Origin of the sequence: Myxococcus qinghaiensis, assembly GCF_024198215.1 — a bacterium.
Classification (GTDB): domain Bacteria; phylum Myxococcota; class Myxococcia; order Myxococcales; family Myxococcaceae; genus Myxococcus; species Myxococcus qinghaiensis.
Genome location: NZ_JAKCFA010000025.1, coordinates 138,208 through 160,241 on the forward strand (window position 1 = coordinate 138,208; position 22,034 = coordinate 160,241).

Here is a 22,034-nt window from a genome sequence, read left to right on the forward strand (position 1 = left end):
CCGCGTTCGGCCCGACAGACCCTCATCGAGCATGCGGCGCGACGACATCGCGAGCGCCGCCATCGCCACCGCGTCAGCCATGCGCCTTCTTCCGAGAACCCGCCTCGCCCCTCGCACGCGCTCGCCGGTGGATGGCCACATAGTCCGTCGGCTCGAAGGCGGAGACGCGGCGCCGGTATTCGAAGGTGAAGCCCGGCCACAGCGTCGAGTTGCGCCCCGTCGCATCCAGGTACCAGCTCACACAGCCGCCCCGCATCCACACCGTCTGGGCCATTCGCGTGTCGACCTCGCGAACGAACGCCTCCTGCGCATCCGCCGTGGGCTCCACCGCCGCCAGTCCCCTGCCCTCCAGGTAGCGCAGCGCGCTGAGCACGTGCGCCAGCTGGCTCTCAATCATCAGGATGACCGACGTGTGCCCCAGCCCCGTGTTCGGCCCCAGCAACATGAAGAAGTTGGGGAACCCGCTCACCGACGTCCCCAGGTGCGCCTTCATGCTCCCCGCCCACGTCTCCGCCAGGGTGCGCCCGTCACGCCCCCGGATGTGCCGGGCGAACGACGGCTCCGTTATCTGGAACCCCGTGCCGAAGATGAGCGCGTCCACCGGATGCTCCACGCCCGACGTCGTGACGACGGAGTGCTCGCGCACCTCCTGGAGCCCCTCCGTGACGACCTCCACGTTCTCCCGCGTCAGCGCCGGCAGGTAGTCGTCCGACACCAGCACGCGCTTGCAGCCCATGGTGTAGCCAGGCCGCAGCTTCGCGCGCAGCACCGGGTCCGGAACCGACGCCTTCAGGTGCCGCCACGCGCCACGCTGCGCCAACTTGATGATCCACGGGTACATGAAGGCCAGCGCGGACAGCTCCTTCACCGCGTAGATGCCCGCGCGCATCAACCACCGCGCCCCAGGGACGCGCGCGTACAGCCACTGCTTCCAACCGGAGATGGCGTCGTCGTTGCGCGGAAGAATCCACGGCGGCGTGCGCTGGAAGAGGACCAGCTTCGCCACCTTCGGCTGGATGGCCGGGACGAACTGAATCGCGGACGCCCCCGTGCCCACCACCGCCACCTGGCGCCCCTCCAGCGCGTAGTCGTGGTCCCACCGCGCCGAGTGCATCACCTTGCCCTGGAAGCGCTCCAGGCCCGGAATGGCGGGCTGCACCGGCTCGCCAAAGGCTCCCGCCGCGAGGATGAAGACGTCCGCCGTGAAGAGCCCCTCCGACGTCTGGAGGCGCCAGTGCCCCGCCTCGTCGTCCCAGCGCGCGTCCTCCACTGAGTGACGGAAGCGCACGTGAGGAAGCACGCCGAACCGCTCCGCGCAGTCGCGCAGGTACGCATGAATCTCCGCCTGGGGCGAGTACGAGCGGGACCAGCGAGGATTCGGCGCGAAGGAGAACGAGTACAGGTGCGAGGGCACGTCGCACGCACACCCCGGATACGAGTTGTCCCGCCAGACGCCACCCACGTCGTCCGCGCGCTCGAAGACGACGAAGTCCTCCAGCCCCTCCTGCTTGAGCCGGATGGCCATCCCCAGGCCGCCGAACCCACTGCCCGCGATGGCCACGTGGAAGTGCCGCGTCAGGGGAAGGGACATCCTGGCCTCCAGTGGGAACCCACGCTACGGACTCCCAGCATGGCGCGCCATGAGTCACTTCGCAATCTTGACTCACTCGTGACGTAGGCCAGCGAGGTGTCGCACGAGAGGCAGCCTCATGCGGGGGCACGGAGCCCACCGCCGGGAGGCCTACGCGCTCATGTGCTCGAAGAGCGTCTTGAAGCCGATGCCGATGAGCACCAGGCCGCCGAGGATTTCGATGCGGGTGCCGAAGCGCTCCCCCAGCCGCTTGCCAGCCCAGGCGCCGAGGATGGACAGCACGAAGGTCATCACCCCGATGAGGCCCGTGGACAAGAGGATGCCCTGGTCCAGCGCGGGCAGCGTCACGCCGACGGCGAGCGCGTCGATGCTGGTGGCCACGCCGAGCGTCAGCAGCATGGGCAGCGGAATGCCGGTGGCGGAGCGCGTCTCCTCGTCATGGGAGAACGCTTCCCAAATCATGTGCCCGCCCACGAGCGCGAGCAGTCCGAAGGCAATCCAATGGTCCACCGCCGCGAAGTGCGTGAGGATGGCCCGGCCCCCGAGCGCACCGCCCAGGGACATGCCGAATTGGAACAGGCCGAACGTCAGCGCCAGCTTGAGGACATCCGGCTGACGCGCGCCACGGATGGCCATCCCGCTGGACACGGCGGTGGCGTCCATCGCCACCCCGAGCGAGAGCAGAAACAGGGTCAGGGACGCCACCGAGCTACTCTTTCTCGATGTCGCGGTCCCAGAGCTGAACGCGGGTGTTGTCGTCGGTCAGCCGCTTGGTCAGCTCCGCCGCGATGGCCACGGAGCGGTGCTTGCCACCCGTGCACCCCAGCGCCACCGTGAGGTACGCCTTCCCCTCCTTCTGGTAGCGAGGGAAGAGGAAGCGGCACAGGTCCACGACCTTCTCGAGGAACTGCTGCGTCTCCTCGCGCTCCAGCACGTACGCCGCCACCTTGGGCACCTTGCCCGTCAGCCCCTTCATCTCCGGGACGAAGTACGGGTTGGGCAGGAAGCGCACGTCCAGCACCAGGTCCGCCTGCGGCGGCACCCCGTACCGGTAGCCGAAGGACATCACCGACAGGCTCGGCCCCGCCGCGGGCTCCGGGCTGAAGCGCGCCTGCACCATGCGCTTCAAGTCATGGACGTTCAGCACCGACGAGTCGATGACCTGGTCGGCGATTTCGCGCAAGTCACGCAGCTCCTGGCGCTCCGCCTTGATGCCGTCCGCCACGGTGCCGTTGGGCGCCAGCGGATGGCGGCGGCGCGTCTCGCTGAAGCGACGGATGAGGCTGTCGTCGCTGGAGTCGAGGAAGAGCACCTCCACGTGGTGACCGGCGCGGCGGACCTCGTCGAGCACCCGGGGGGCGTCCTTGAGGAACACGCCCTCGCGCACGTCCATCACCAGCGCCATGCGCTCGATGTTGCCCCCACCGGCCAGCTCCGTGAGCTTGGGCAGCAGCAGCACCGGCAGGTTGTCGATGCAGAAGAACCCCGCATCCTCCAACGCCCGGATGGCGGTGGACTTGCCGGAGCCGGACATGCCGGTGATGACGACCAACTGTTTCGCGGGCGCGGTCACTCGACCTCTTCTCCCAGGGTGCGGCGCATCGCCCCTTCGGCGATGGCTCGGTTGAGCCGCTCGGCGAATTCCCTCGCCGAGTGGTGGCCCTGAAGCTTCAGCAACTGGTTGCGGGCGGCCACCTCGATGATGGTCGCCATGTTACGGCCTGGACGCACGGGTACCACCGACAGTGGGATGTCCACACCCACAATCTGCAGATGTTTGTCCTCCACGCCAAGCCGGTCGTACTCCTGATGGGGGTCCCATTCCTGCAGCTCAATCACGAGCTCGATTTTCTTCTGCTCGCGCACCGCCGCCACGCCGAACAGGTCCTTGATGTTGATGATGCCCAGGCCCCGAATCTCCATGTGGTGCTTGATGACCGGGTTGCCCGCGCCGTAGACGGCCCCCTTGCGCCGGCTGACGTCGACGATGTCGTCCGCCACCAGCCGGTGGGCCCGCATCACCAAATCGAGGGCAATCTCGCTCTTGCCGATGCCGCTCTTGCCCAACAGCAGGATGCCCACGCCGAAGACGTCCATCAGCACGCCGTGCAGGCTGCTGGACTCGGTGAGCGCCTCCTCCAGGAAGGACTGCACCCGGGTGATGAACTCGCTGGAGAGCAGCGGCGTCTTCATCAGCGCCAGCCCGCCGGCCTCGCACGCCGTCACCAGGACGGGCGGAATCTCCAGCTCCTTCGTCACCACGACGCACGCCAGGTCCTCTTCCTCGAAGAGCTTGGAGAGCGCGTCCCGCTGCCGCGACTCCGGCAGGGTGGCCAGATAGGAAATCTCGGTGTTGCCGAACACCTGGACCCGGTGGGGGTGGAGGTGCTCGGTGAAGCCCGCCAGCGCCAGCCCCGGCTTCTGGATGCGCGACGAGTCCACCGTCCGCGTCAGCCCGCTCGCGCCCGCGATGAGCGTGAGGCGCAAGTCGTAGTCGTGGTCCTCGATGAGCTGGGAGATGCGGATGGATTTCATCGTCGGGGCCTGGAATATCACCGGTGGGGGCTTTTGAGGCGAAGTGCCCACCTGGCATGTCGTCCCCCACCTCTACCGCCGATTGCCCACCCGAGCGAAGCCCCGGCCGCCCTCCCAGCGAATCGCTTGGGACCTCAACAATGAGCGCCGAGGCCATTTCCCCCCGCCCCGCGCGTTGCTAAGCCCCGGCCCATGTCCGACTGCCTCTTTTGCAAGATTCGCGACGGCCTCATCCCCGCCAAGGTCGTCTATCAGGACGACGCCTGCCTGGCCTTCGAGGACATCAATCCCCAGGCGCCCACGCACGTCCTGTTCATCCCCCGCAAGCACATCGCCACGGTGAACGACATCTCCACGGAGGACGAGGCGGCGGTGGGCCACCTCTTCGTGGCCGCGGCGAAGCTGGCCCAGCAGCGGGGCCACGCCAGCAACGGGTACCGGGTGGTGATGAACACTCACAAGGACGCCGGGCAGACGGTGTTCCACATCCATCTGCACCTGCTGGCGGGTCGGCCGCTCCTCTGGCCTCCAGGCTGAGCAGGCACGCGCTGCGGACCGCCAGGGCGCTGGCACGGGAGTGGACGCGGGCCGGGTGAGCGGGTGTTAGCGTCTCCTGACAGCGCAGGGGTGCGCCGCGCATGCCCTTCACCACGGAATCCTCTCCCAGCAACCGCCGCGCCTATACGGTGCTCTCGCTCCTGCTCGCGGCGGTCGCCGGGTCGGTGAATGCGACGGGCTTCGTGGCGCTCGGCATGCACACGTCTCACATGTCCGGGAACATGGCGGCGCTGGGCGAGTCGATTGCCACGGGCGAAGGGCGCCTCACGGTGCTCGCCGCGCAGCTGCTCCTGTCCTTCGTGCTGGGCGCGGTGTGCGCGGCGGCGCTGCTGGATGCGTCCCGTCACCGCTCGCGAGGCCGGCACGTCGCCGCGCTGCTGGTGGAGGTGGTGACGTTGGCCGGCATCGGCACGGCGCTCACGTCCTCGCCGGGCACGCGCGCGCCCGTGCTGATGTGGGGCCTGGCCTTCGCCATGGGGCTGCAGAACGCGCTCGTCACCCGGGTGTCCGGCGCGGTGGTGCGGACGACCCACATCACCGGCATCCTCACGGACATCGGGATTCAGCTGGTGCGGATGTTCGCCTGGGTGCGGGACGGGGCTCGCGGCCAGGGCGTCACCGGCGTGCTGCGCCGGCTGCGCGCCCTGCCCTCCGCCATCGAGTTCGAGCGCACGCGCCTTCACCTGGGACTGGGCGCCGCGTTCCTGCTGGGGTGCACCAGCGGGCCGCTGCTCTATGTCCATCACGGGGCCGCTGCCCTGGGGTTGCCGTGCGCGGTGCTGCTCCTGCTCATCGGCCTGGACTTGAGCCAGGCGGCGCGACGCCAGCCGGACTCGGCCTCGCGCGCCTGAGTCACCGCCCGGCGGGACGGGCCAGGGGTATCTTCGGCGGGCCCGAGGACGCCGCCACATCCACGACATTCACATCGGGTTCGATTTCCCGCAGCACCCGCAGCACGCTGCTGCGGTCATCCGTCCAGGCGAAGTCCTGCTCTTCACGCAGCCCCAGGCGCCGCACGCGCGCCGTGGCTCGGGTGAACGTCGGGCCCCAGGAGAACTCACGGTCCGGACTGAGCAGCATCCAGTTGCTGCGCAGCGCGTCCCCCTGCGTGTCGTAGAAGACGAAGGCCGCGTGCATGCCCAGGCGGCGCGCGTGTGACAGCGTCACCGGCACCAGGTCCAGGTGCACGTTGCTGATGTGCAGCGCCAGCACGCCGTGAGGAGCCAGGTGCCGCTTGTACAGGGCCACCGCCTCCTCGGTGAGCAGGTGCACGGGGACGGAGTCGGAGGAGAAGACATCCAACGCCAGCACGTCGAACGCGCCGGGCTCGCCTCGCTCCAGCTCGCGCTCCAGGGAGATGCGCGCGTCCCCCTCCACCACTTCAATCGTCGCGGGCGAGTCGCTCAGGTAGCTGAAGAAGCCGCCCTCGCCTCGCGCCAGGGAGATGACCGCCGGGTTGATTTCATAGAAGCGCCCCAGGTCCTCCTTCTCCAGCAGCGCCGCGCTCGTCCCCACGCCCAGCCCCAGCACGCCCATGCGCAGGCCCGGAGGCAGGCCCACCGCCGCGCGCAGCCGACGCTGCTCCGCGATGGCCAGCCCGAGCCCGGCCTCCCGCGTGTAGTACGTCGTCGGCCGCGAGCGGTACTCCGGCTTGACGTACTGCATGCCGTGGGTGATGGCGCCGTGGCGCTGGCTGTAGAAGTGGGTCTCCGGGTCCTCCTCGCCCTGCTCCGTCACCCGCACCACGCCGAAGAAGTTCCGCTCGCTGAACAGCGCCTTGTCCAGCTCCCGGTTCACCGAGAGGAACAGGTTCACCGTCACCATGACGAGCATCGCGCCGCGCAGCACCCGTCGGCCGCGCTGACTCCACGTCTCGGCCGCCGGCCCGCGCACCATTCCCGCGAGCGCCACCGCGCAGCAGCCTCCCAAGGACAGCGGGTACTCCCAGTACGCGCGGAAGAAGACGGTGGCCACGCCGCTGACGAACAGCGCGCCCAGCACGCCCCCCGCGGACACCCACAGGTAGAAGGCACTCAGGTGGCGCGGGGCCGGACGCAGCCGGTACAGCTCGCCGTGACACACCATGCAGCCGGCGAAGAGCGACAGGGCGTAGGCGAGGAGCTGGAGGGGGAGCGGAAAGTGGGCCCCCGCCGCGTGCGCGTGCGCCACCGCCGCCCCGGAGCCGATGAGCAGCACCCCGTAGACGGTGCGCGAATAGAAGGACTCGCGCGAGAAGGCGATGATGAAGGTGAGCAGGTAGACGGCCAGCGGCAGCACCCAGAGGAAGGGACCCGCGGCCACGTCCTGCGAGAGCTGGTTCGTCGTCGCGAGCAGCAGCACCGACGCGCATGTGGCCAACCCGAGCCACGACAGCGTGCGCGCCACTCCGGGCCGGGCCTCGGAGTCGATGGGGGCGGGCGCGCCTCGCGCTTCTCGCCGCATCGCCTCGAAGGCCGCTTCACGGGCCGCTTCCGCAGCCGTCGTCTGTGCCGGTGACGCGGCCTCGAGCGACGTCGGGGAGGAGGCCACGGCGAGCCCGTTCCCCGCACTGGCCTCGGCCCTCCGCGAAGCGACCTCACCCTCCTGGGCGGCGGCACCGTGCGGGCCCGAGGCACCTCCCGCCGCCAACGCGGGCCAGGCACCGATTGCACCGGTCCCCAGCACTTCGGCACTCGCCGACAGCTCGCCCGTGGCCCCCACGCCCGCGGGCGCGCTCACGACGTCGACTCCAGCTCCCTCGGCCCCTGTCGAGCCCACGGCGCCCGCTGTCGCCCGCTCGTGTCGCAGCACGTCCACCGCGCACACCGCGCAAGCCACCGCGAACAGGACGAAGCCCACGCCCCAGCCCCACGCCTGAGTGCCCCGCCCTACCCACGGCTCCACCAGGAAGGGGTAGCCCAGGAGCGCCAGCAGCGAGCCCACGTTGGACAGCGCATACAGCGCATACGGGGAGCGGCCGGGCCGCGCGCGGGAGAACCAGGACTGCAGCAGCGGCCCCGTCGTGCTCAGCACGAAGAACGGCAGGCCGATGGTGGCCGCCAGCATCGCCAACAGCCGGGGCACCGCCAGGTCCGTGGCCGCCGGACGCCACTCCGGCCCTGGCGCCACCGGTGAGCCCACCCACAGGGCCCTTGCCCCCAGCACCGCCACCGCCACCGCCAGCACGCCCAGGTGCACCTTCGCCTGCGTCCTCGGCCTCAGTCGCGACGCGAGCCCGTGCGAATACGCATACCCGCCCAGCAGCGCCGCCTGGAAGAACAGCATGCATGCGGTCCAGACGCCGGGCGTGCCGCCATACCAGGGCAACGCATACCGCCCCGCGAGGGGCTGCACTCCAAACAACAAGAAGGCACTGGTGAAGATGGCAACGGCGTAACGGAGCATGCAGAACCTTGAGGCGGAATCAGACAGCGGGCGCGGGGGCCGCGGGGGGACGCCGGGAGCGCAGCGCACGCGCCCCCGCTGTGAAGAGCGACAAAGCCAACGCAAGCAACACCACCGCCACCACCCCATTCACGCGGGAGGCGGCGGAGCTGGTCGGCTGCAGCGCCTCGCGCACCAGGAGCACCAGGCTGGTGAGCGTCACGGCCCCCACGAACAGCATGGGCACCAGCGCATACACATACGGCCGGCTCGTGCTCTTGAGCCACACACAGACGCCCAGGAGCGACAGCGAGGCGAGCAGCTGATTGGACGTGCCGAACAACGTCCAGAACGAGCGCCACGCCCCCGTGCCCGCCAGCAGCACGAAGGCCAGCGGCACCCCACACGTCACCGCCGTGGCCACCATCGCCGACACCCGCCCCTTCCTGCCCGTCAGCTCCTGGAGGATGTAGCGCCCCAGCCGCGTGGACACGTCCAGCGTGTCGAACACGAAGGTGGAGAAGGCCATGGCGCCGAACGTCGTGGCGAAGACGAGGTGCTCCTTGCCCAGCACCGTGACGAGGAAGCGTCCCAACCCCGCGCCATACACCGCGCCGGGCGCCTTGCCCGCGAGCTCCCCCTGGGTGGCAATCATCACCGTCGCCAGCGCGATGACCGCCACGAAGCCCTCCAGCAGCATGGCCCCGTAGCCCACCGGCTTGCAGTGCGGCTCCTTGTCTATCTGCTTCGACGTGGTGCCCGAACACACCAGCCCGTGGAAGCCCGAGCATGCTCCGCAGGCGATGGTGACGAAGAGGAAGGGAAACAGCGCGCCTCCAGCCCCGGGCACGTTGAAGCCCGCGAAGGCCGGCTGCTCAATCGACAGCTCCCCGCTCAGCCCGCCGTAGAAGATGCCCACCACGCCCACCGCCAGCGCCGCGTAGAGCACGAAGCCGCCCAGGTAGCCGCGCGGCTGCAGGAGCACCCACACCGGCGTGAGCGACGCGATGAAGCAGTACGCGAGGATGAGCGCCGCCCAGCTGCGCGCATCCATCACCAGCAGCGTGGAGAAGCGCGTGCCCAGGAACACCACGCCCAGCGTCGCCGGCACGAAGATGAGCGTCTGCAGCCACAAGGGCGGCTTCAGGTAGCGGTCCACCAGCCCCATCACCATCGCCAGTCCCAGGTAGGCAATCGACGCGAAGGCCACCGCGCCGCCCAGGTTGAAGCGGAAGGTGAGCCCCTCCAGCTCCGCGTCACCGCTGACGAACGTCGCGGCCGTCGCATCCGTGAAGGCGACGATGACGTAGACGAGCGCCACCCAGATGAAGGCCAGCATCGCCAGCCCCGCCGTCGGCCCCAGGTGGCTGCGCACGACTTCCGCGATGGAGACGGCCCCGTGGCGCACGCTGGCCACCAGCGTGGCGAAGTCGTGCATCGCCCCGATGAACACCGAGCCCACCGCTATCCACAACAGCGCCGGCAGCCAGCCGAACTGCTGCGCCGCGAGGATGGGACCCGCGATGGGGCCCGCCGCGGCAATCGCGCTGAAGTGCTGGCCCAGCAGGTAGAAGGGCTTCGTCGGCACGAAGTCCACGCCGTCCTGCTTCGTGTGCGCGGGCGTCGCGGCGCCACCGTCCAGCCGGAACTGCCGGGCGATGAAGCCGCCGTAGAAGCGATAGCCGAGGGCCAGCACCACCAGGAACACGCCGGCAATCAGGGGGAGGCTCATTCCTGAAGGCTTTCCCGCCCAGGACTTCCGGTCAACTCCATGACTTCTGGCTGCTCCAGGGCCAAGGCCGCGGGCTCACTCGTCTTCCTGGCTGAGTTGTCTCAGCGCATCCTTCTTCACCCGCCTCACACTCTTGAGGATTTCGGGGTCCGGGTCCGGCTCCCCCTTGGCGGCCTCCACCATTTGGCTCACGTCGTTCCGACGCGTGCACAGCACGCCCATGTTCTCGCAAGGACGGATCTTCTCCAGCTTCTCGAACAGGGCGAGCGTCTCCTTCCACTCCTTCCTGAGCTCGGCCTGGGCCTTGCTCGTGGGAGCCGTGGCAGCTCGCGCACGTGAAGCGGCGCGCTTGGAGGGGGCGGACTTCGCGGGGCTGCCCGACAACGGGGCCAGGAACAGGTCCTCCGCCACCGGCTTGTCCTCGGCCGGCTTCGCGGGAGGCGGTACGTTCGCGGGAGCCGGTGGGGAGGGAGGCGGGCTGTCCTCGGCGACCACCTCACCCGCGACGGGCGGCGCGGCGACCGGAGGCACTTCATCCCCCCGCGCCACGGCGCGCTCAGAGGACGGAGGCTGGGGCCGCTCGATGGGCTTCGCGGCCGGAGGGCCCGCGTCGAGCTGGGCGAGCCCCAGCTGCCGTGTCAGGAGTCTGAGCAAATCGGGCTTCAGGACGAGCGCGGCGGCGCCCGCGAGCAACGCGCCCAGACCGCCCAGCATCACCACCCACTTCACGACGGACCTGCCCTGGGAGCGCCGGGGCATGGAGGTCCTGCGGGTGTCCTCTCCGGCGCGGCGCGCGGCGGCCTGCACGTTCGGCCGGACGGGCACCGCCGTGCGGCGCGTCTCGTCATGCGAGGGCATGGACACGCGAACATCCGCGTCCTCCTCCTCGTCCTCGGCGGGCTCGGGTGCGGGCGCCGGGGCAGGCGCGGGACGGATGACGGAGGCGGACCCGGTGCGCCGGCCCTGCTGCACGGGTCGCATGCCGGGAGAGGACGCGCGGACGCGGCTCGAGCCCGTCTTCGGACGCGCGCTCCCCTGCCGCTCCTCCTGCTCCCGCGCGGCGCCCTCCGCGTCGCGAAGGAAGCTCTCGTCGAGCACCACGCGAGGCTGGGTGTCCTCATGGGCGACGGCCGCCGGCCGCATGTCCGCCACGCGCGGCCCCCGAGGGTCCGTGTCCGCGTCGCGAGGCCCGCGAGGCTGCGTGTCGTCGGAGCGCTCCGCTCGTGGCGGCCGGGACGCGCGCGGGTTGGTGTCCATCTCCTCCACCCGCACCGCCTGCTCGTCGTGGCCCATCTGCTCGGGCGTGAGCACCGGCAGCTCGGCCCCGTCCGACTCGAAGCCCGCCGAGGCCCCGACATCCGGAACGCCCCCGCCCGACTCGGCGCCGCGGGACGAAGGCGCGCTGGCCGGGGCCGCGCCCGAGCGCGCGGGCGTCGCGGGCAGGGAGACGGCCGGCATCATCATCACCCCCGAGCGCGTCGGAGCGCCCGGTGGCGGCGAGGAGAACGGGCCGCTCGCCGCGGAGACCGCGGGCATCACCATCGCCCCCGAGCGCGCGGGAGCCCCGGGAGGCAGCGTCCCCGAAGGAGCGCTCAGCGCCTGACGCTGCGGCATCGTCGCGGGCGGCACTGGCGCGGCGGGCGGCGGCTGGGCCACCGGAGGCGGAGGTCCACCAGGACGGGGACCCGAGGCGGGCGCCGGAGGCCGGGACGCCGTCGCGCCGGGCCTGAGCGGCTCGCCACCGGCTCCACGCAGCGGCTCCGCGCGGGGCTCCGTCGGCTCCACCGGCCAGGGGGACGGCTCGGAGTCGGCGGGGCCGACCACGGCCCCCATGGGCACCAGCTCCAGCTCCGTGGGCCGCATGTCCGGCCTCGAAGGCGGCGGCGCGGGCGGAGTCCAGGGGGCGGGGGGAATCGCCTCCGGCGGCATCGTGGCCAGTGGCACCTCGCGCGTCTGCGAGGGCGGGCGAATCACCGCGGGGACCGCGGGCGGCGGCGCGGGAGGAGGACGGCTGAAGGCCTCCGGCTCCACCTCCACCGAGGGCGACGTGTCCGGATTCAGCCGGCCCGCCCGGGCGCGGGCCTCTTCCTCCAGGGCCTCCAGCGGGAAGGCGGGCCGCGTGGACTCGTCCATGGGGATGCCCGGACGCGTCTCGCCGTCATTCACCGGCCCCCCGGCCTCGCGGCTGCGCGGCGTGGGGTGGAAGGAGAGCGCCTCCACCGGGCCATCCAGCCGGATGGTCTTCGCGGGCAGCATCGCCCCCGCCGGCAGCGTCGCGCGGGGCGCGGGGCCACCGTCCTCCTGCTCCAGGGCACCGGCGCGAGGCTCCGGGGCGCCGCCACCGCGCGGCACCTCCTTGAGGCTGGCCAACAGGCGCCGCTCGGACTGGAAGTCCGCGGTGAACAGCTCGCGCATGAAGCGGCTGACGCTCTCCGGGCCCGCGTTCGCGTCAATCTCCATCAGGCACGTCTGCAGCCGGCCGCGGAACTCCTCCGCCGTCTGGAAGCGCTGCGCGGGGTCCACCTCCAGCGCCTTGGCCACCAGCGCCGTCACCGAGCGCGGCGTGAGCGGCTCCACCTCATCCAGCGGCGGCACCTTGGGGTTGGCGACGACGGACATCAGCTCGCCGGGGTGGATGCCGTCGAAGGGGTTCTTGCCGGCGATGAGCTCGTAGAGCGTGAGGCCCACCGCGTACAAGTCGCTGCGGCGGTCCACCGGCTGGTGCCGCGCCTGCTCCGGGGACATGTAGAGGAACTTGCCCAGGATGATGCTGGGGTTCGTCTTCGCCGCCGACAGCCGGCTCTTGGCCAGCCCGAAGTCGACGACCTTCACCTCCCCTTCGTAGGAGATGAGGATGTTCTGCGGAGAGATGTCCCGGTGGACCAGCTTCAGGTCCTCGCCGTCGTCATCCTTCTTGCGGTGCGCGTAGGCGAGCGCGTCCAGCACCCGGCCCACGACATAGAGGATGAAGGTGAGCGGCAGCGGCACCTGCCTGTCCCTGACGCGGGCGGCCACCTTGCGCAGGTCCTTGCCGTCCACGTACTCGAGGGCCATGTAGGCCTCGCCCTCGTGCAGCCCCATGTCCAGCACCTGGGCGATGGAGCCGTGGCTCAGCCGGACGAGCGTGCGCGCCTCGCCCACGAAGCGCTCGACGAAGTCGGTGTCCTCGGCGAGCTGGGGGAGGATCTTCTTGATGACGCACAGCTTCTCGAAGCCCTGCGCACCCTCCAGGCGGGCGAGATAAATCTCTCCCATGCCGCCCGTCGCCAGATGGGACAGGAGGGTATACCGGCCAAAGGGCTGGGGCCGGAACGGACGCAGCCGGGCGGAAGGGTTATGGGCGTTCATGGAGGCGGGGGTCCACCACTGGGACCCCATTGAACCCCGTCCAGGGCCACTGCATCAACCCGTCAACCTGCCGCGAGGGGTTTTCACCGCAGGCCCGGGTTGGTGAGCGTGCCGACGTCCTCGTCGAGCACCTCGAAGACGGCCACCTTCTCCCGGGGCGCGCGGACCAGCCGCTCCCCCAGGGGCATCACGTCGAAGCGGGCCCCCACGGAGGCCAGCATCTTCCCCGTCATCAGCACCTGCCCGGGGTTGCCCGTGGCGGCCAGCCACCCGGCGACGGGCATGCCCTCGCCCACGGCCGTGTAGTCCGAGCGCACCTCGTTGCCGATCATCCCCACCAGCGCGCGCGTGGTGTGCAGGGCCAGCCGCAGCTCGCAGCGCTCGTCCTGGGGGCGGCGGCTCATGGCCCGCTCCCAGTCGGTGCGCAGCGACAGCGCGGCGCGCACCGCCCGCACCGAGTCCTCGCCCTTCATGTACGGCACGCCGAACAGCGCCCGCATGGAGTCGCCCAGGAAGCCCTCCACCGTGGCCTCGAAGCTGAACACGATGCCGGTGGCGCGCGCGTGGAAGTCGTTGAGCAGCTGGGTGGCCTTGGCCGCGCCGATGCGAGGCGCCAGGGCGCCAAAGCCCACCAGCTCCACGTGCAGCACGGTGAGGGTGCGCTCCTCCAGGCCTGGCAGCCTGCCCCCCTGGCGTTGGGCCTCGGAGGCGCGGCGCTCGGCGATGTCCGGCGGGTGGAAGCGCTCCAGCGTGCGGCGCGCGCGCTCCAGCGTGGCGCCGCCGTCCTTGGGGGAGAACTTCTGCACGCCCGTGGCCACCAGGTGGGCCACCGCCGAGCAGGCGTCCAGCATGGGCTCCAGCCCGTCTCCCTTGGTGGTGGTGTTGACGTAGAGGACGCCCGCGTACGGGGGCTCCGCGCCAATGGGGATGCACAGCACGCTGTCCACGGCGTAGAGGATGACGCTCTCTCGCGCGGCGAAGCGGCGGTCGTCGCGCACGTCGCCCACCGCGAGCGCGCGGCCCTGCTTCAGCGCCTCCTCGACGATGGCGTCCGACACGGGCACCTCGCCCTTGGCCAGCTTGCCCCGGTGGCGCACGGCCGCGGGCACCAGCGCGCCCGTGGGGTGCTTGAGCAACACCACCGCCGTCGTCGCGTCCGTGCGCTCCAGCAGCCGGTCCATCGTCGTGTCCAGGAAGGTGGACAGCGTGGTGGCGGTGGAGAGCGCTTCCGCGGTGCGGAACATCAGCACCAGCGTCTCCTGGCCCACGCGGGGACTTGCGGGCGCAATCGGCGTGGACGCGCTGCTGAAGTCCTCGAAGGGGATGGGCCCCACGTTGTCCAGGAGGCGCAGCACGTCCGCGTCCCGCACGCTCTTGGCGAGCAGCACGGAGGGCCCCACGTCCTGCCCATGGCCGAAGCGCACGACGCCGCCCGCGCCCAGGTTCACCATCTCCGTGGCCGCGTTCTCCACGGTGTTGGGCTGGCGGACCGCGAGCGTGTTCTCGCCCAGCGCCACGGTGTCCCCGGGGGACAGCTGCCGCGAGCCCTGCAGCGGCGCGCCGTTGACACGACTGCCGTTACGGCTGCCCAGGTCCTCGATGCGGAGGATGTCCGCCTCGACGTACAGGCGCGCGTGACGGCGCGACACGAGGTCGCCACCCAGGACGATGTCGTTCTCGTCCGCGCGGCCCAGGCTCGTCACGCCCTCGGGCAAATCGTAGGACGTATCGAAGTAGCCGGGCCCGTTGATGATGATCTGCCACATCGAATGCCCGACATTACACGACTCTCCCGTCTCATGAGAGAAGGAGACACCGCTTCGAGAGGGGGGACAGGAGTGACCCGGACCACGGGCGCGAGTGCCATGCGCCGCGTCAAGATTGACAGTGCGCGGGGCGACTCGCAAGTGCCCGACGGGGCAGGACTTCAGCGGGGCCTGTGGATGAAGACGGAGTCCGCGTAGCGCACCGCGGTGAAGGTCGTCAGCGCTCGTTGTGCGGGCCCCTGGAGCACCGCGCCGTCCAGGGCGAAGCGGGAGCCATGGCAGGGACACTCCATGACGCCCTCGGACGGGAGCCAGTCCACCGCGCAGTCACCGTGAGTGCAGATGCGCCACAACGCCACGAAGCAGCCGGGCCGCGTGTGCACGAGCACCACGTCCAGGAGAGCCTGGGGCACGCGCACTTCGGCATGGCCGCCGGGAGTCTGGAGCGCGGGGTGGTCCGCGAGCCGCACCTCCACCCAGCCCTCCTCGGCGGTGCCCGGCAGCGGCGCCCCGGGACAGGCGGCGCCGTCGGGCGGGAGGTCCAGGACGACGGCCTCCCGCCACTCACCGCCGCACCCCATTCCCAGCGCGGCCAGGGCACAGCCACCCTGGGCCAGCGTGAGGAGCGCGGCGCGGCGGTCCAGCTTCTTCGTCATGGGGCGGCCGTGAGCGACACGCCGTTCACCACGGCGACTCCGTCCAAATCAAAGCCGGCGGACGTGCCGGCGGAGCCGTTGGTGCCGGAGTCCTGGATGCGCACGTAGCGCGCCCGGCTCAGGCCCACGGTGGCCAGGTCGAAGCCGTCTCCGCCCGCCACGGCGGGGTCCGTGGCGCTGATGCCCGCGGCGGGGTTGGCCGTCACGGGACGCACGCCCGCGCAGCCCGGGTAGTTGTTCGCCGCGTCCGAGGGGGCGCAGGGGAACTCGAACCACTGCACGCCGTCGTCGCTCACGGAGACCTTCGCCCGCTCGGTGAAGGCACGAGCGCCTCCGGCGATGAGGAAGGCGTTCTCGAAGACGAGCAGGTCCACGCCCGGCCCATCCATCACCGCGATGTCCGTGAAGCGCAGGGTGATGGAGCCCGACTTGCCCAGCGAGAGGACGTCGAGCGAGCCGCTGTCCAGCCCCGAGCCCACCGGCGGCCCCAGGACGACGGACGGGAAGCGGTCCTGCCCGAAGCCCGCGCCGAGGCCCGGAAGGAACTCGACGACCTCGTCCGCGTACGGGTCCGCGGGCACGGCGACGCTCGCGTCCCCGGGCGGACCCGAGTCGTTCGGCCCCGCGTCTCCGGAGGGAGAGGACGGGTCCTCGCCTCCGCAGGCCGTGAGGCTCAGGAGCGCGGCGAGCGCCGGGCCCCTGTACGCGCGGCGAATCACGGGGCCACCTGGAGGCGGACCAGCCGCTGGCCGTTCTTGTCGGCGACGCCCACCAGCACGTCAGAGCCGAGCGGCTCCAACATGGTGACTGTGGTGCACTGGTCCACGTAGTCGAGCACGGCGGCGCGCGCGCCCACGGTGACGGTGTCGCCACCTGTGTTGGTGGACAGCGCGAAGCGCGACACGTCGGTGCTCACGAAGCTGAAGTTCTCGTCATACCCGCCGCGGTTGACCACCACGCCCGCGCCGAAGGAGGACGCGCTGTCGAACTCGCTGCCCACCTCGATGGGCGACTGGCTGCCCAGCTCCAGCGGCGTCCCACTGGTGATGGCCTGGGCGACGACAGCCGGGGCCACGCCGTAGATGACGTTGACGAAGTCGCCGTTGAAGTAGCCCAGCGCGGCGACGCCGTTGTCCGCCACGGCCGTGAAGCCGCTACCGACCGTGCCTTCCGGGAAGTTGGCCACGCGCACCGTGCCCAGCGGATTCTCGGACGTCACCAGGCCGTAGATGCCAAGACCCGTGGGCAGCGTGCCCAGACCGCCGCCGTTGATGAGCACCGCGCTCGTGTCCCCGCTCGAGAAGGCCGCCGCGGAGTAGTTCTTCGGCGCGGAGAGGAAGGACGACGAGGCCGGCGTGGCGATGTCGTAGGCGGCGATGGAGCCCGGAGACCCGGAGGCGCCCGTGGTGTAGCCGGTGAAGACGCGCTGCCCGTCGTTGATGAGGTAGCCGCCCGCGTAGACGGTGACGCTGCCAGCGCGGTCCTCCGGGGTGACGACGTCATAAAGCTTGGTAGTGGAGAGCTGGAGGTTGGGCCACGTGCCCATCGAGTACAGCGCGGCGTCCTTGCCGCCCCCCTGCACCGCGTAGAACGCGTACGTCGGACCCGGCGACGAGCCCAGCGCGGCGATGCCATCCGGCAGTGGCGCCGTCTCGGTGGCGACGAAGCCCGGCTGGAGCGCGAGCGTGCCCAGCTTCGCGTCGTGCGGCGTGTTCTCGCAGGTGACGGGGCCTGCGTCCGGCGTTCCCGCGTCCGGCGTGGGGTCCACCGGGCCCGAATCCGGCGTGCCCGAATCCACGGGGCCTGCGTCCGGCGTTCCCGAGTCGGCGGGACCCGGGCCCGAGTCCGGAGTGCCCGAGTCAACGGGCCCGGCGTCCGGCGTGCCTGAGTCAGGCGTCGGAGGCTGCTCCACCGGCTCCGTCTCGCACTTCTCGTCGACGCAGACCCACTGCTGGCCCGCGGGGGGCTGGCCATTGTCGGCGCGGCAGTCGAACTGGTCGACGCACTCGGGATTGCAACCCGTGCCGAGCAGCGCCACCGCGAAGGTGCTTACTGCCAGCGAAACAGACCTGGTCCAGGGGGATACTCGCTTCCAATCAGCGGTCTTCATCAGCGTCCTCGGTCCCTCTCCGCCCCCACGGGCGGGTGGGCTTCCAGGAGGACGCGGTCGAAGGCGGCCCCGGGCACACCCACGCGCACGGGAAAAAGGCTGACGCCTCCGCCGCCTCCCCTCGGAGGCCTCGGTGATGTCCGTGCCCGAAGGGCACGGGTCCTTGGCAGGTTTTCGGACTCGCAGGCGCGGATGCCCCAGGGGCACCCACCTACTGGCCGTCGCTTCCCAGCCCCACGAAAGGGACCAGTGCTTCGTGACGGCGGTCGTTCCTGCACACCGCTGCGGGGCAGTCCCGGATTCACACCGGGTTCCCTAGAGCCACCGTGTTTCCACGCCAGCACCGAGGACGCCGGCCGGGATATGGCGGGTGGCGGGCATTGTCAATGGAGCGCGGTGACGTCGATGGCATTGGACACGGGGCGACGCGGGTCCAACGGGCACGCCTCCAACGCGGGGCCCTTCGCCTCGGGCGTGGAGTAGCCACGGCGCTCGGTGAGTCGGCCGTCTCCCACCTCCACCACGAAGACGCGGCCGGCGTTGGTGTCCGCCAGGTACACCGCGCCCTTGGCCACCGCGAAGCGACTTGCCACGGAGAGCACACACCCGGGCGCACCGGGCTGGCAGCCGGGGTTGAGCGCGTAGGAGGCCACGACGGCGTCGTCCTTCACCAGCACCAGCCCGGTGGAGCGCACCGACGTCGCGATGTAGCCATTCTCCGGGTCATAGAGGGCCTCGCCGATACAGGCGACCACGAGCTGGTCCCCCACCGCCTCCACATAGCCCGCGTTGAGGCAGCGCTCCGCGCCCAGGTCGATGGCGCTCACCGCTCCGGTGGAGGGGTCGATGCGCGCGAGCATGCCCGGCCCGTTGGGACGGTAGTCATTGGCGGGGTTGAGGTTGGTGAGCGCCACGTAGACAGCGGAGCGCGTCGCCGTCACCGAGTACGGCAGCGGCATCACCGGGCCTCCACCGAAAGGCTTCAAGTCCAGCCCCGTGAGCGACAGCGTGTCCACCTTGCGCGGCTGCTCGGGGTTGGAGACGTCCACGCGAGCCACGGCGTTGCCGTGCTGGAAGCCGGAGCTCGCGGTGCCGAACAGCGGGATGTAGAGCGTGGTGCCGAAGCGCGCGAGCGCCTGGGGACTGGTGTTCGCTCCCAGGTTCACCTGGCCCACCGTGCGAAGGCCCAGGCCGTTGCCCTGCGCGGCGCCCTCGCGCTTGAGCACCTGGAGCGTGTTGTTCACCGAGTCGATGACGTACACGTAGGGCGGGTCCACGAGGATGTCATTGGGCGAGCCGGAAACCACGCCCAGCGAGTCCTCCTCGACGAGGGCCCCCAGGTTGCCTCCCGACGCCTGGAGCAGCTTGCCGTTCGTCATGTCCGCCGCGAGCACGTGGCCATCCCACGACGCGAGCGCCTGCACGCCCGCGCCGAACTCGCGCCGGGGCCCGAGCTGGTCCGTCCCCGCCTGGATGCCCACGAGATGTCCATTCGTGAAGCACGCCGTCACCACGTCATAGGCGCACCGGCCCGCGTGACACGACTGCACGTCCTGGCACGCGACGCCGCACGAGCCGCAGTTCAGCACGTCACTTCGCGCATCCACGCACGCGCCGCCGCAGCGCAGGAGACCCTCCGAGCAACCCTCTCGACACGTGCCCGCTTCGCACACCTGACCGGCGGCACAGGCCGAGCCACACGCACCGCAGTGGGCCACATCCGTCGCGGTGTCCACGCAGGCGCCACCACAGGACTCGGTCCCGGCACGACAGCCGCAGATGCTGTCCTGACAGACTTCGCCCGAGGAGCAGGTGGTGCCACAGGCGCCGCAGTGGGCGGTGTCACCGCGCAGGTCCACGCAGGAGCCCTCGCAGACGGTGAGGCCGGCGGTGCACACCACGCCTTCGTCCGGACAACCGGTGAGCACGAGCGCCAGGAGGCAGACCGACAGCAACGCCAGCGGCGTGGGCTCAGGGAGACGGGGCGCGCGGGGCATGGGAGTCCTCGGAGGAAGGAGGCGAAGCGGGGTTCGGGTCGAGCGCCACCGCGAGCGTCGCGTAGGCCGCGCGCCCTGGCAGCGGGAAGCCGGTGAAGTCCTGCGCCCGGGAGTCGAGGAGGTTCTTCACCTCGACGGACAGGGTGACGTCTGGAGCGCGCAGGAAGGTGCTGGAGGCGCCCACGCTCCAGAGGGTGCGTGACGGCAGGTCGCGCGTGCCGGTGCGATTGACGAGCTGCGAGGCCTGGTAGAGCACCTCGGTACGAGCGTTGAGCCAGTCGGGGCCAGCGCGCACGCGGCCCACCCACTTGTGACGCGGGCGGTAGGGCAGGTCCTGGTTGTAGTAGCGCGGATCGCCCAGTCGGTTCTGCGTGCGCAGCCACGTGCAGCTGCCGCTGGCGGACAGCCAGGAGAAGGGCCGGGCCTCGCCCTCCAGCTCCACGCCCCACACTCGCGCGGCGTCGAAGTTGTAGGGCCGCGCCATCATCGGCGGATACAGCTCGTAGGCGATGAGGTTCTCGTACAGCGCCGCGAAGCCACCCGCCGTCGCGCTCCAACGGGGCGCTCCGGAGACGGTCTCCTCGGAGTCCCAGCCCAGGGCGGCGTCCGCGTACAGCGCGCGCTCGGGCTTCAAGCCGGGGTTGGGCAAAAGCGTGCCCTGGCGGATGTACAGCTCCAGGAACGAGGGCGCGCGGTGGGACTGGCCCGCGTTGGCGCGCAGGCCGAAGCCACCGCCCAGCGACACCGCGGCGCCGAGCTTCGGAGAGAAGAGCCAGTAGGGCCCCACGCGCTCGAACCGCAGCGAGGGCACCACATCCAGCACACCGCCGAACAGCGCCCACTCGTCCATGGCCATGACGCTGCCGCGCCACCAACCCGCGGACTGAGAACCCCGAGCCTCGGTGACCTGCTCGCCGGAGGAGGCCACGGTGGTGGTCAGCGTGTGAGCGCCTTCCAGCGGCAGCCGTCCCTCCAGCTCCACGCCGCCCACCAGGTGCCGCTGCGGACCGCCCGCGCCGAGCAGCCCGCCTGTCACCTCCAGGCCATCGCGCCGGAAGAAGCCGCGCGCGCTGCCCTGCGTTCCCGCGCCGCCGAGCGCACCCGACCAGCGCACGCCGAGCGAGAGCCGGTCCAGGTCCTGTCGTCCGGCGGACTGGGGGTTCTGCACCGTGCCGGGGATGGCGCGGTCCTCCAGGGCCAGCTCGGAGAGCACATCCAGGCGTGAGCCTCCGGGCAGTCGTCGTCGATAGCGCAGGAGCACGCCGCCGCCCTGGGCATCGTTGCGCGCGCGGGCCTCGGCGGTGACGGGGTTGTCGTCCACGGCGGGCAGCTCATCGAGCTCGTAGGCGAAGTCCCCATCCGAGCGTCCCGCGTGCAGCAGCACCAGGCCATGTCCGTCCAGCAGCGGGCCGGTGACGGCCACGTGCCCCAGCGCCGTGTTCCAGCTTCCGTACGTGACTTCGCCACTGGCGCGCGTGTGTGCGGAAGGCGCGCGCGTGACGATGTTCACCGCGCCGCCCAGGCCTCCCGAGCCATAGCGGGCGCCCGCGCCACCGCGCAGCACCTCGAAGCGCTCGACAAGAGCGGCGGGGACCTGGGACAGGTCCGCCATGCCACCCGCGCCGTTGAGCGGGATTCCATCGAGGAACACCAACACCCCGTTCGACGCCGCGCCGCGCACGACCAGGCTCTTGCTCTGGCCATAGCCTCCCGAGTCCTGCACCGCGAGGCCCACCGAGCCGACGAGCAGCTCCGCCGAGTCACGCGCCTCGCCCGCGCGAGCGGTGGCGTCGATGATGGTGATGGCGCCCGTCGGGTCCCTGCGCTCGGGTGAGTCAGGAGGCGGCGGTGACTTGCCCCGCACCACCGTGGAGCGCGCACCGGGACTCACCGGTGTCACCTCGTCCGCGGGGGGCTTCGGAGGCTCGCTCGGGATTGCATCCGGAGCCGCGTCGGCCTGCACGGGAGGCACAGCGACACCGACGTCATCCGACGCCTGGGCGCGTGAGTGGGCTGGGAGGCTGAGCGCCAGGCACACGAGGTGCCCGACGAGGAAGGTGCGCCGCATGCTCCGCCTTCCGCTCTCTCCATCGAAGAGAGAAGGCCGTCCGAGCGTGTCGCCACGCGACACGTCCGCACCCCTGGGCAGGTCTCCTGGCTGATGGGCTCCAACCTCAGGCGCACGGCGCGTCTGGCTGGAAGGGGGCTTCCGCCTTCCCCCGGAGCGCCGCGAGGCCGCTGCCGAAGTGGCGACTGACCGAAGTCCCCGGCCCTGTCCTCAGGGCTGCCCAATCACAGTGGCGGGACCGCACCGGATTCGCACCGGCTTCCCTCTTGAAAGCCCGACATGGGCACCCAAGGGCGCACCCCTTCTAAGG

At 71.0% G+C, this 22,034-nt stretch carries 15 protein-coding genes and 2 riboswitches; of the genes, 2 read left to right on the forward strand and 13 right to left on the reverse strand.

All coding sequences use genetic code 11. The annotated features are described in order from the left end of the window. Window positions 1-73: 73 nt before the first annotated feature. From LZ199_RS36640 to hprK, 4 genes are all read right to left on the reverse strand, one after another. Window positions 74-1,591, reverse strand: a complete 1,518-nt coding sequence (locus LZ199_RS36640) for a flavin-containing monooxygenase (protein ID WP_253998432.1) — start codon at window positions 1,589-1,591, stop codon at window positions 74-76. A gap of 150 nt (window positions 1,592-1,741) precedes the next feature. Beyond that, window positions 1,742-2,296 carry a manganese efflux pump MntP gene (locus LZ199_RS36645; protein WP_253998433.1) on the reverse strand — a complete coding sequence of 185 codons (555 nt, stop codon included), beginning with the start codon at window positions 2,294-2,296 and terminating at the stop codon, window positions 1,742-1,744. Between the two features lie 4 nt (window positions 2,297-2,300). After that, window positions 2,301-3,164: an RNase adapter RapZ gene (gene rapZ, locus LZ199_RS36650; protein WP_323390144.1), complete on the reverse strand. Its 864-nt coding sequence runs from the start codon at window positions 3,162-3,164 to the stop codon at window positions 2,301-2,303. Next, window positions 3,161-4,126, reverse strand: a complete 966-nt coding sequence (gene hprK, locus LZ199_RS36655) for an HPr(Ser) kinase/phosphatase (protein ID WP_253998434.1) — start codon at window positions 4,124-4,126, stop codon at window positions 3,161-3,163. The genes rapZ and hprK overlap by 4 nt, the downstream gene beginning before the upstream one ends. A gap of 192 nt (window positions 4,127-4,318) precedes the next feature. Here hprK and LZ199_RS36660 point away from each other — a divergent pair, with 192 nt between their 5' ends. Together LZ199_RS36660 and LZ199_RS36665 are read left to right on the forward strand one after the other, a co-directional pair. Further along, on the forward strand, window positions 4,319-4,663 hold the full coding sequence (locus LZ199_RS36660; protein WP_253998435.1) for a histidine triad nucleotide-binding protein: 345 nt from the start codon (window positions 4,319-4,321) through the stop codon (window positions 4,661-4,663). A gap of 101 nt (window positions 4,664-4,764) precedes the next feature. Further along, window positions 4,765-5,535 (forward strand): YoaK family protein, encoded by a 771-nt coding sequence (locus LZ199_RS36665; RefSeq protein ID WP_253998436.1) that lies wholly within the window; start codon window positions 4,765-4,767, stop codon window positions 5,533-5,535. A 1-nt stretch (window position 5,536) separates the two neighbouring features. Here the strand turns inward: LZ199_RS36665 and LZ199_RS36670 are convergent, their stop codons facing one another. From LZ199_RS36670 to LZ199_RS36710, 9 genes are all read right to left on the reverse strand, one after another. Next, on the reverse strand, window positions 5,537-8,068 hold the full coding sequence (locus LZ199_RS36670; RefSeq protein ID WP_253998437.1) for a fused MFS transporter/spermidine synthase family protein: 2,532 nt from the start codon (window positions 8,066-8,068) through the stop codon (window positions 5,537-5,539). 19 nt (window positions 8,069-8,087) lie between these two features. After that, on the reverse strand, window positions 8,088-9,779 hold the full coding sequence (locus tag LZ199_RS36675; RefSeq protein WP_253998438.1) for a carbon starvation CstA family protein: 1,692 nt from the start codon (window positions 9,777-9,779) through the stop codon (window positions 8,088-8,090). 75 nt (window positions 9,780-9,854) lie between these two features. Next, entirely contained in the window at window positions 9,855-13,127 is a 3,273-nt protein-coding gene (locus LZ199_RS36680) for a serine/threonine-protein kinase (RefSeq protein WP_253998439.1), read from the reverse strand. Window positions 13,128-13,210: 83 nt separating this feature from the next. Further along, on the reverse strand, window positions 13,211-14,893 hold the full coding sequence (locus LZ199_RS36685) for an FHA domain-containing protein (protein WP_253998440.1): 1,683 nt from the start codon (window positions 14,891-14,893) through the stop codon (window positions 13,211-13,213). Window positions 14,894-15,054: 161 nt separating this feature from the next. Further along, complete coding sequence (locus tag LZ199_RS36690) at window positions 15,055-15,549, reverse strand: QcrA and Rieske domain-containing protein (RefSeq protein WP_253998441.1); 495 nt, start codon at window positions 15,547-15,549, stop codon at window positions 15,055-15,057. Then, window positions 15,546-16,268 carry a cell surface protein gene (locus LZ199_RS36695; protein WP_253998442.1) on the reverse strand — a complete coding sequence of 241 codons (723 nt, stop codon included), beginning with the start codon at window positions 16,266-16,268 and terminating at the stop codon, window positions 15,546-15,548. Before LZ199_RS36695 ends, LZ199_RS36690 begins: the two co-directional genes overlap by 4 nt. Continuing rightward, the gene (locus tag LZ199_RS36700; RefSeq protein ID WP_253998443.1) at window positions 16,265-17,659 is read right to left on the reverse strand and encodes a hypothetical protein; all 1,395 of its coding nucleotides are present in this window, start codon (window positions 17,657-17,659) and stop codon (window positions 16,265-16,267) included. The genes LZ199_RS36695 and LZ199_RS36700 overlap by 4 nt, the downstream gene beginning before the upstream one ends. 148 nt (window positions 17,660-17,807) lie before the next feature. Then, window positions 17,808-18,022: riboswitch (cobalamin riboswitch) on the reverse strand. 20 nt (window positions 18,023-18,042) lie between these two features. After that, window positions 18,043-19,656 carry an MXAN_6577-like cysteine-rich protein gene (locus LZ199_RS36705; protein ID WP_253998444.1) on the reverse strand — a complete coding sequence of 538 codons (1,614 nt, stop codon included), beginning with the start codon at window positions 19,654-19,656 and terminating at the stop codon, window positions 18,043-18,045. Beyond that, complete coding sequence (locus LZ199_RS36710) at window positions 19,631-21,724, reverse strand: TonB-dependent receptor plug domain-containing protein (RefSeq protein WP_253998445.1); 2,094 nt, start codon at window positions 21,722-21,724, stop codon at window positions 19,631-19,633. Before LZ199_RS36710 ends, LZ199_RS36705 begins: the two co-directional genes overlap by 26 nt. Before the next feature lie 59 nt (window positions 21,725-21,783). Beyond that, window positions 21,784-22,030: riboswitch (cobalamin riboswitch) on the reverse strand. Window positions 22,031-22,034: the final 4 nt, after the last annotated feature.

What these genes read in the sequence shown, in the direction of transcription:
- LZ199_RS36640 (WP_253998432.1), bottom strand. Translation starts at nt 1,591, where the DNA reads ATGTCCCTTCCCCTGACGCGGCACTTCCACGTGGCCATCGCGGGCAGT.
- hprK (WP_253998434.1), bottom strand. Translation starts at nt 4,126, where the DNA reads ATGAAATCCATCCGCATCTCCCAGCTCATCGAGGACCACGACTACGAC.
- LZ199_RS36660 (WP_253998435.1), top strand. Translation starts at nt 4,319, where the DNA reads ATGTCCGACTGCCTCTTTTGCAAGATTCGCGACGGCCTCATCCCCGCC.
- LZ199_RS36665 (WP_253998436.1), top strand. Translation starts at nt 4,765, where the DNA reads ATGCCCTTCACCACGGAATCCTCTCCCAGCAACCGCCGCGCCTATACG.
- LZ199_RS36670 (WP_253998437.1), bottom strand. Translation starts at nt 8,068, where the DNA reads ATGCTCCGTTACGCCGTTGCCATCTTCACCAGTGCCTTCTTGTTGTTT.
- LZ199_RS36675 (WP_253998438.1), bottom strand. Translation starts at nt 9,779, where the DNA reads ATGAGCCTCCCCCTGATTGCCGGCGTGTTCCTGGTGGTGCTGGCCCTC.
- LZ199_RS36680 (WP_253998439.1), bottom strand. Translation starts at nt 13,127, where the DNA reads ATGAACGCCCATAACCCTTCCGCCCGGCTGCGTCCGTTCCGGCCCCAG.
- LZ199_RS36685 (WP_253998440.1), bottom strand. Translation starts at nt 14,893, where the DNA reads ATGTGGCAGATCATCATCAACGGGCCCGGCTACTTCGATACGTCCTAC.
- LZ199_RS36690 (WP_253998441.1), bottom strand. Translation starts at nt 15,549, where the DNA reads ATGACGAAGAAGCTGGACCGCCGCGCCGCGCTCCTCACGCTGGCCCAG.
- LZ199_RS36700 (WP_253998443.1), bottom strand. Translation starts at nt 17,659, where the DNA reads ATGAAGACCGCTGATTGGAAGCGAGTATCCCCCTGGACCAGGTCTGTT.
- LZ199_RS36705 (WP_253998444.1), bottom strand. Translation starts at nt 19,656, where the DNA reads ATGCCCCGCGCGCCCCGTCTCCCTGAGCCCACGCCGCTGGCGTTGCTG.
- LZ199_RS36710 (WP_253998445.1), bottom strand. Translation starts at nt 21,724, where the DNA reads ATGCGGCGCACCTTCCTCGTCGGGCACCTCGTGTGCCTGGCGCTCAGC.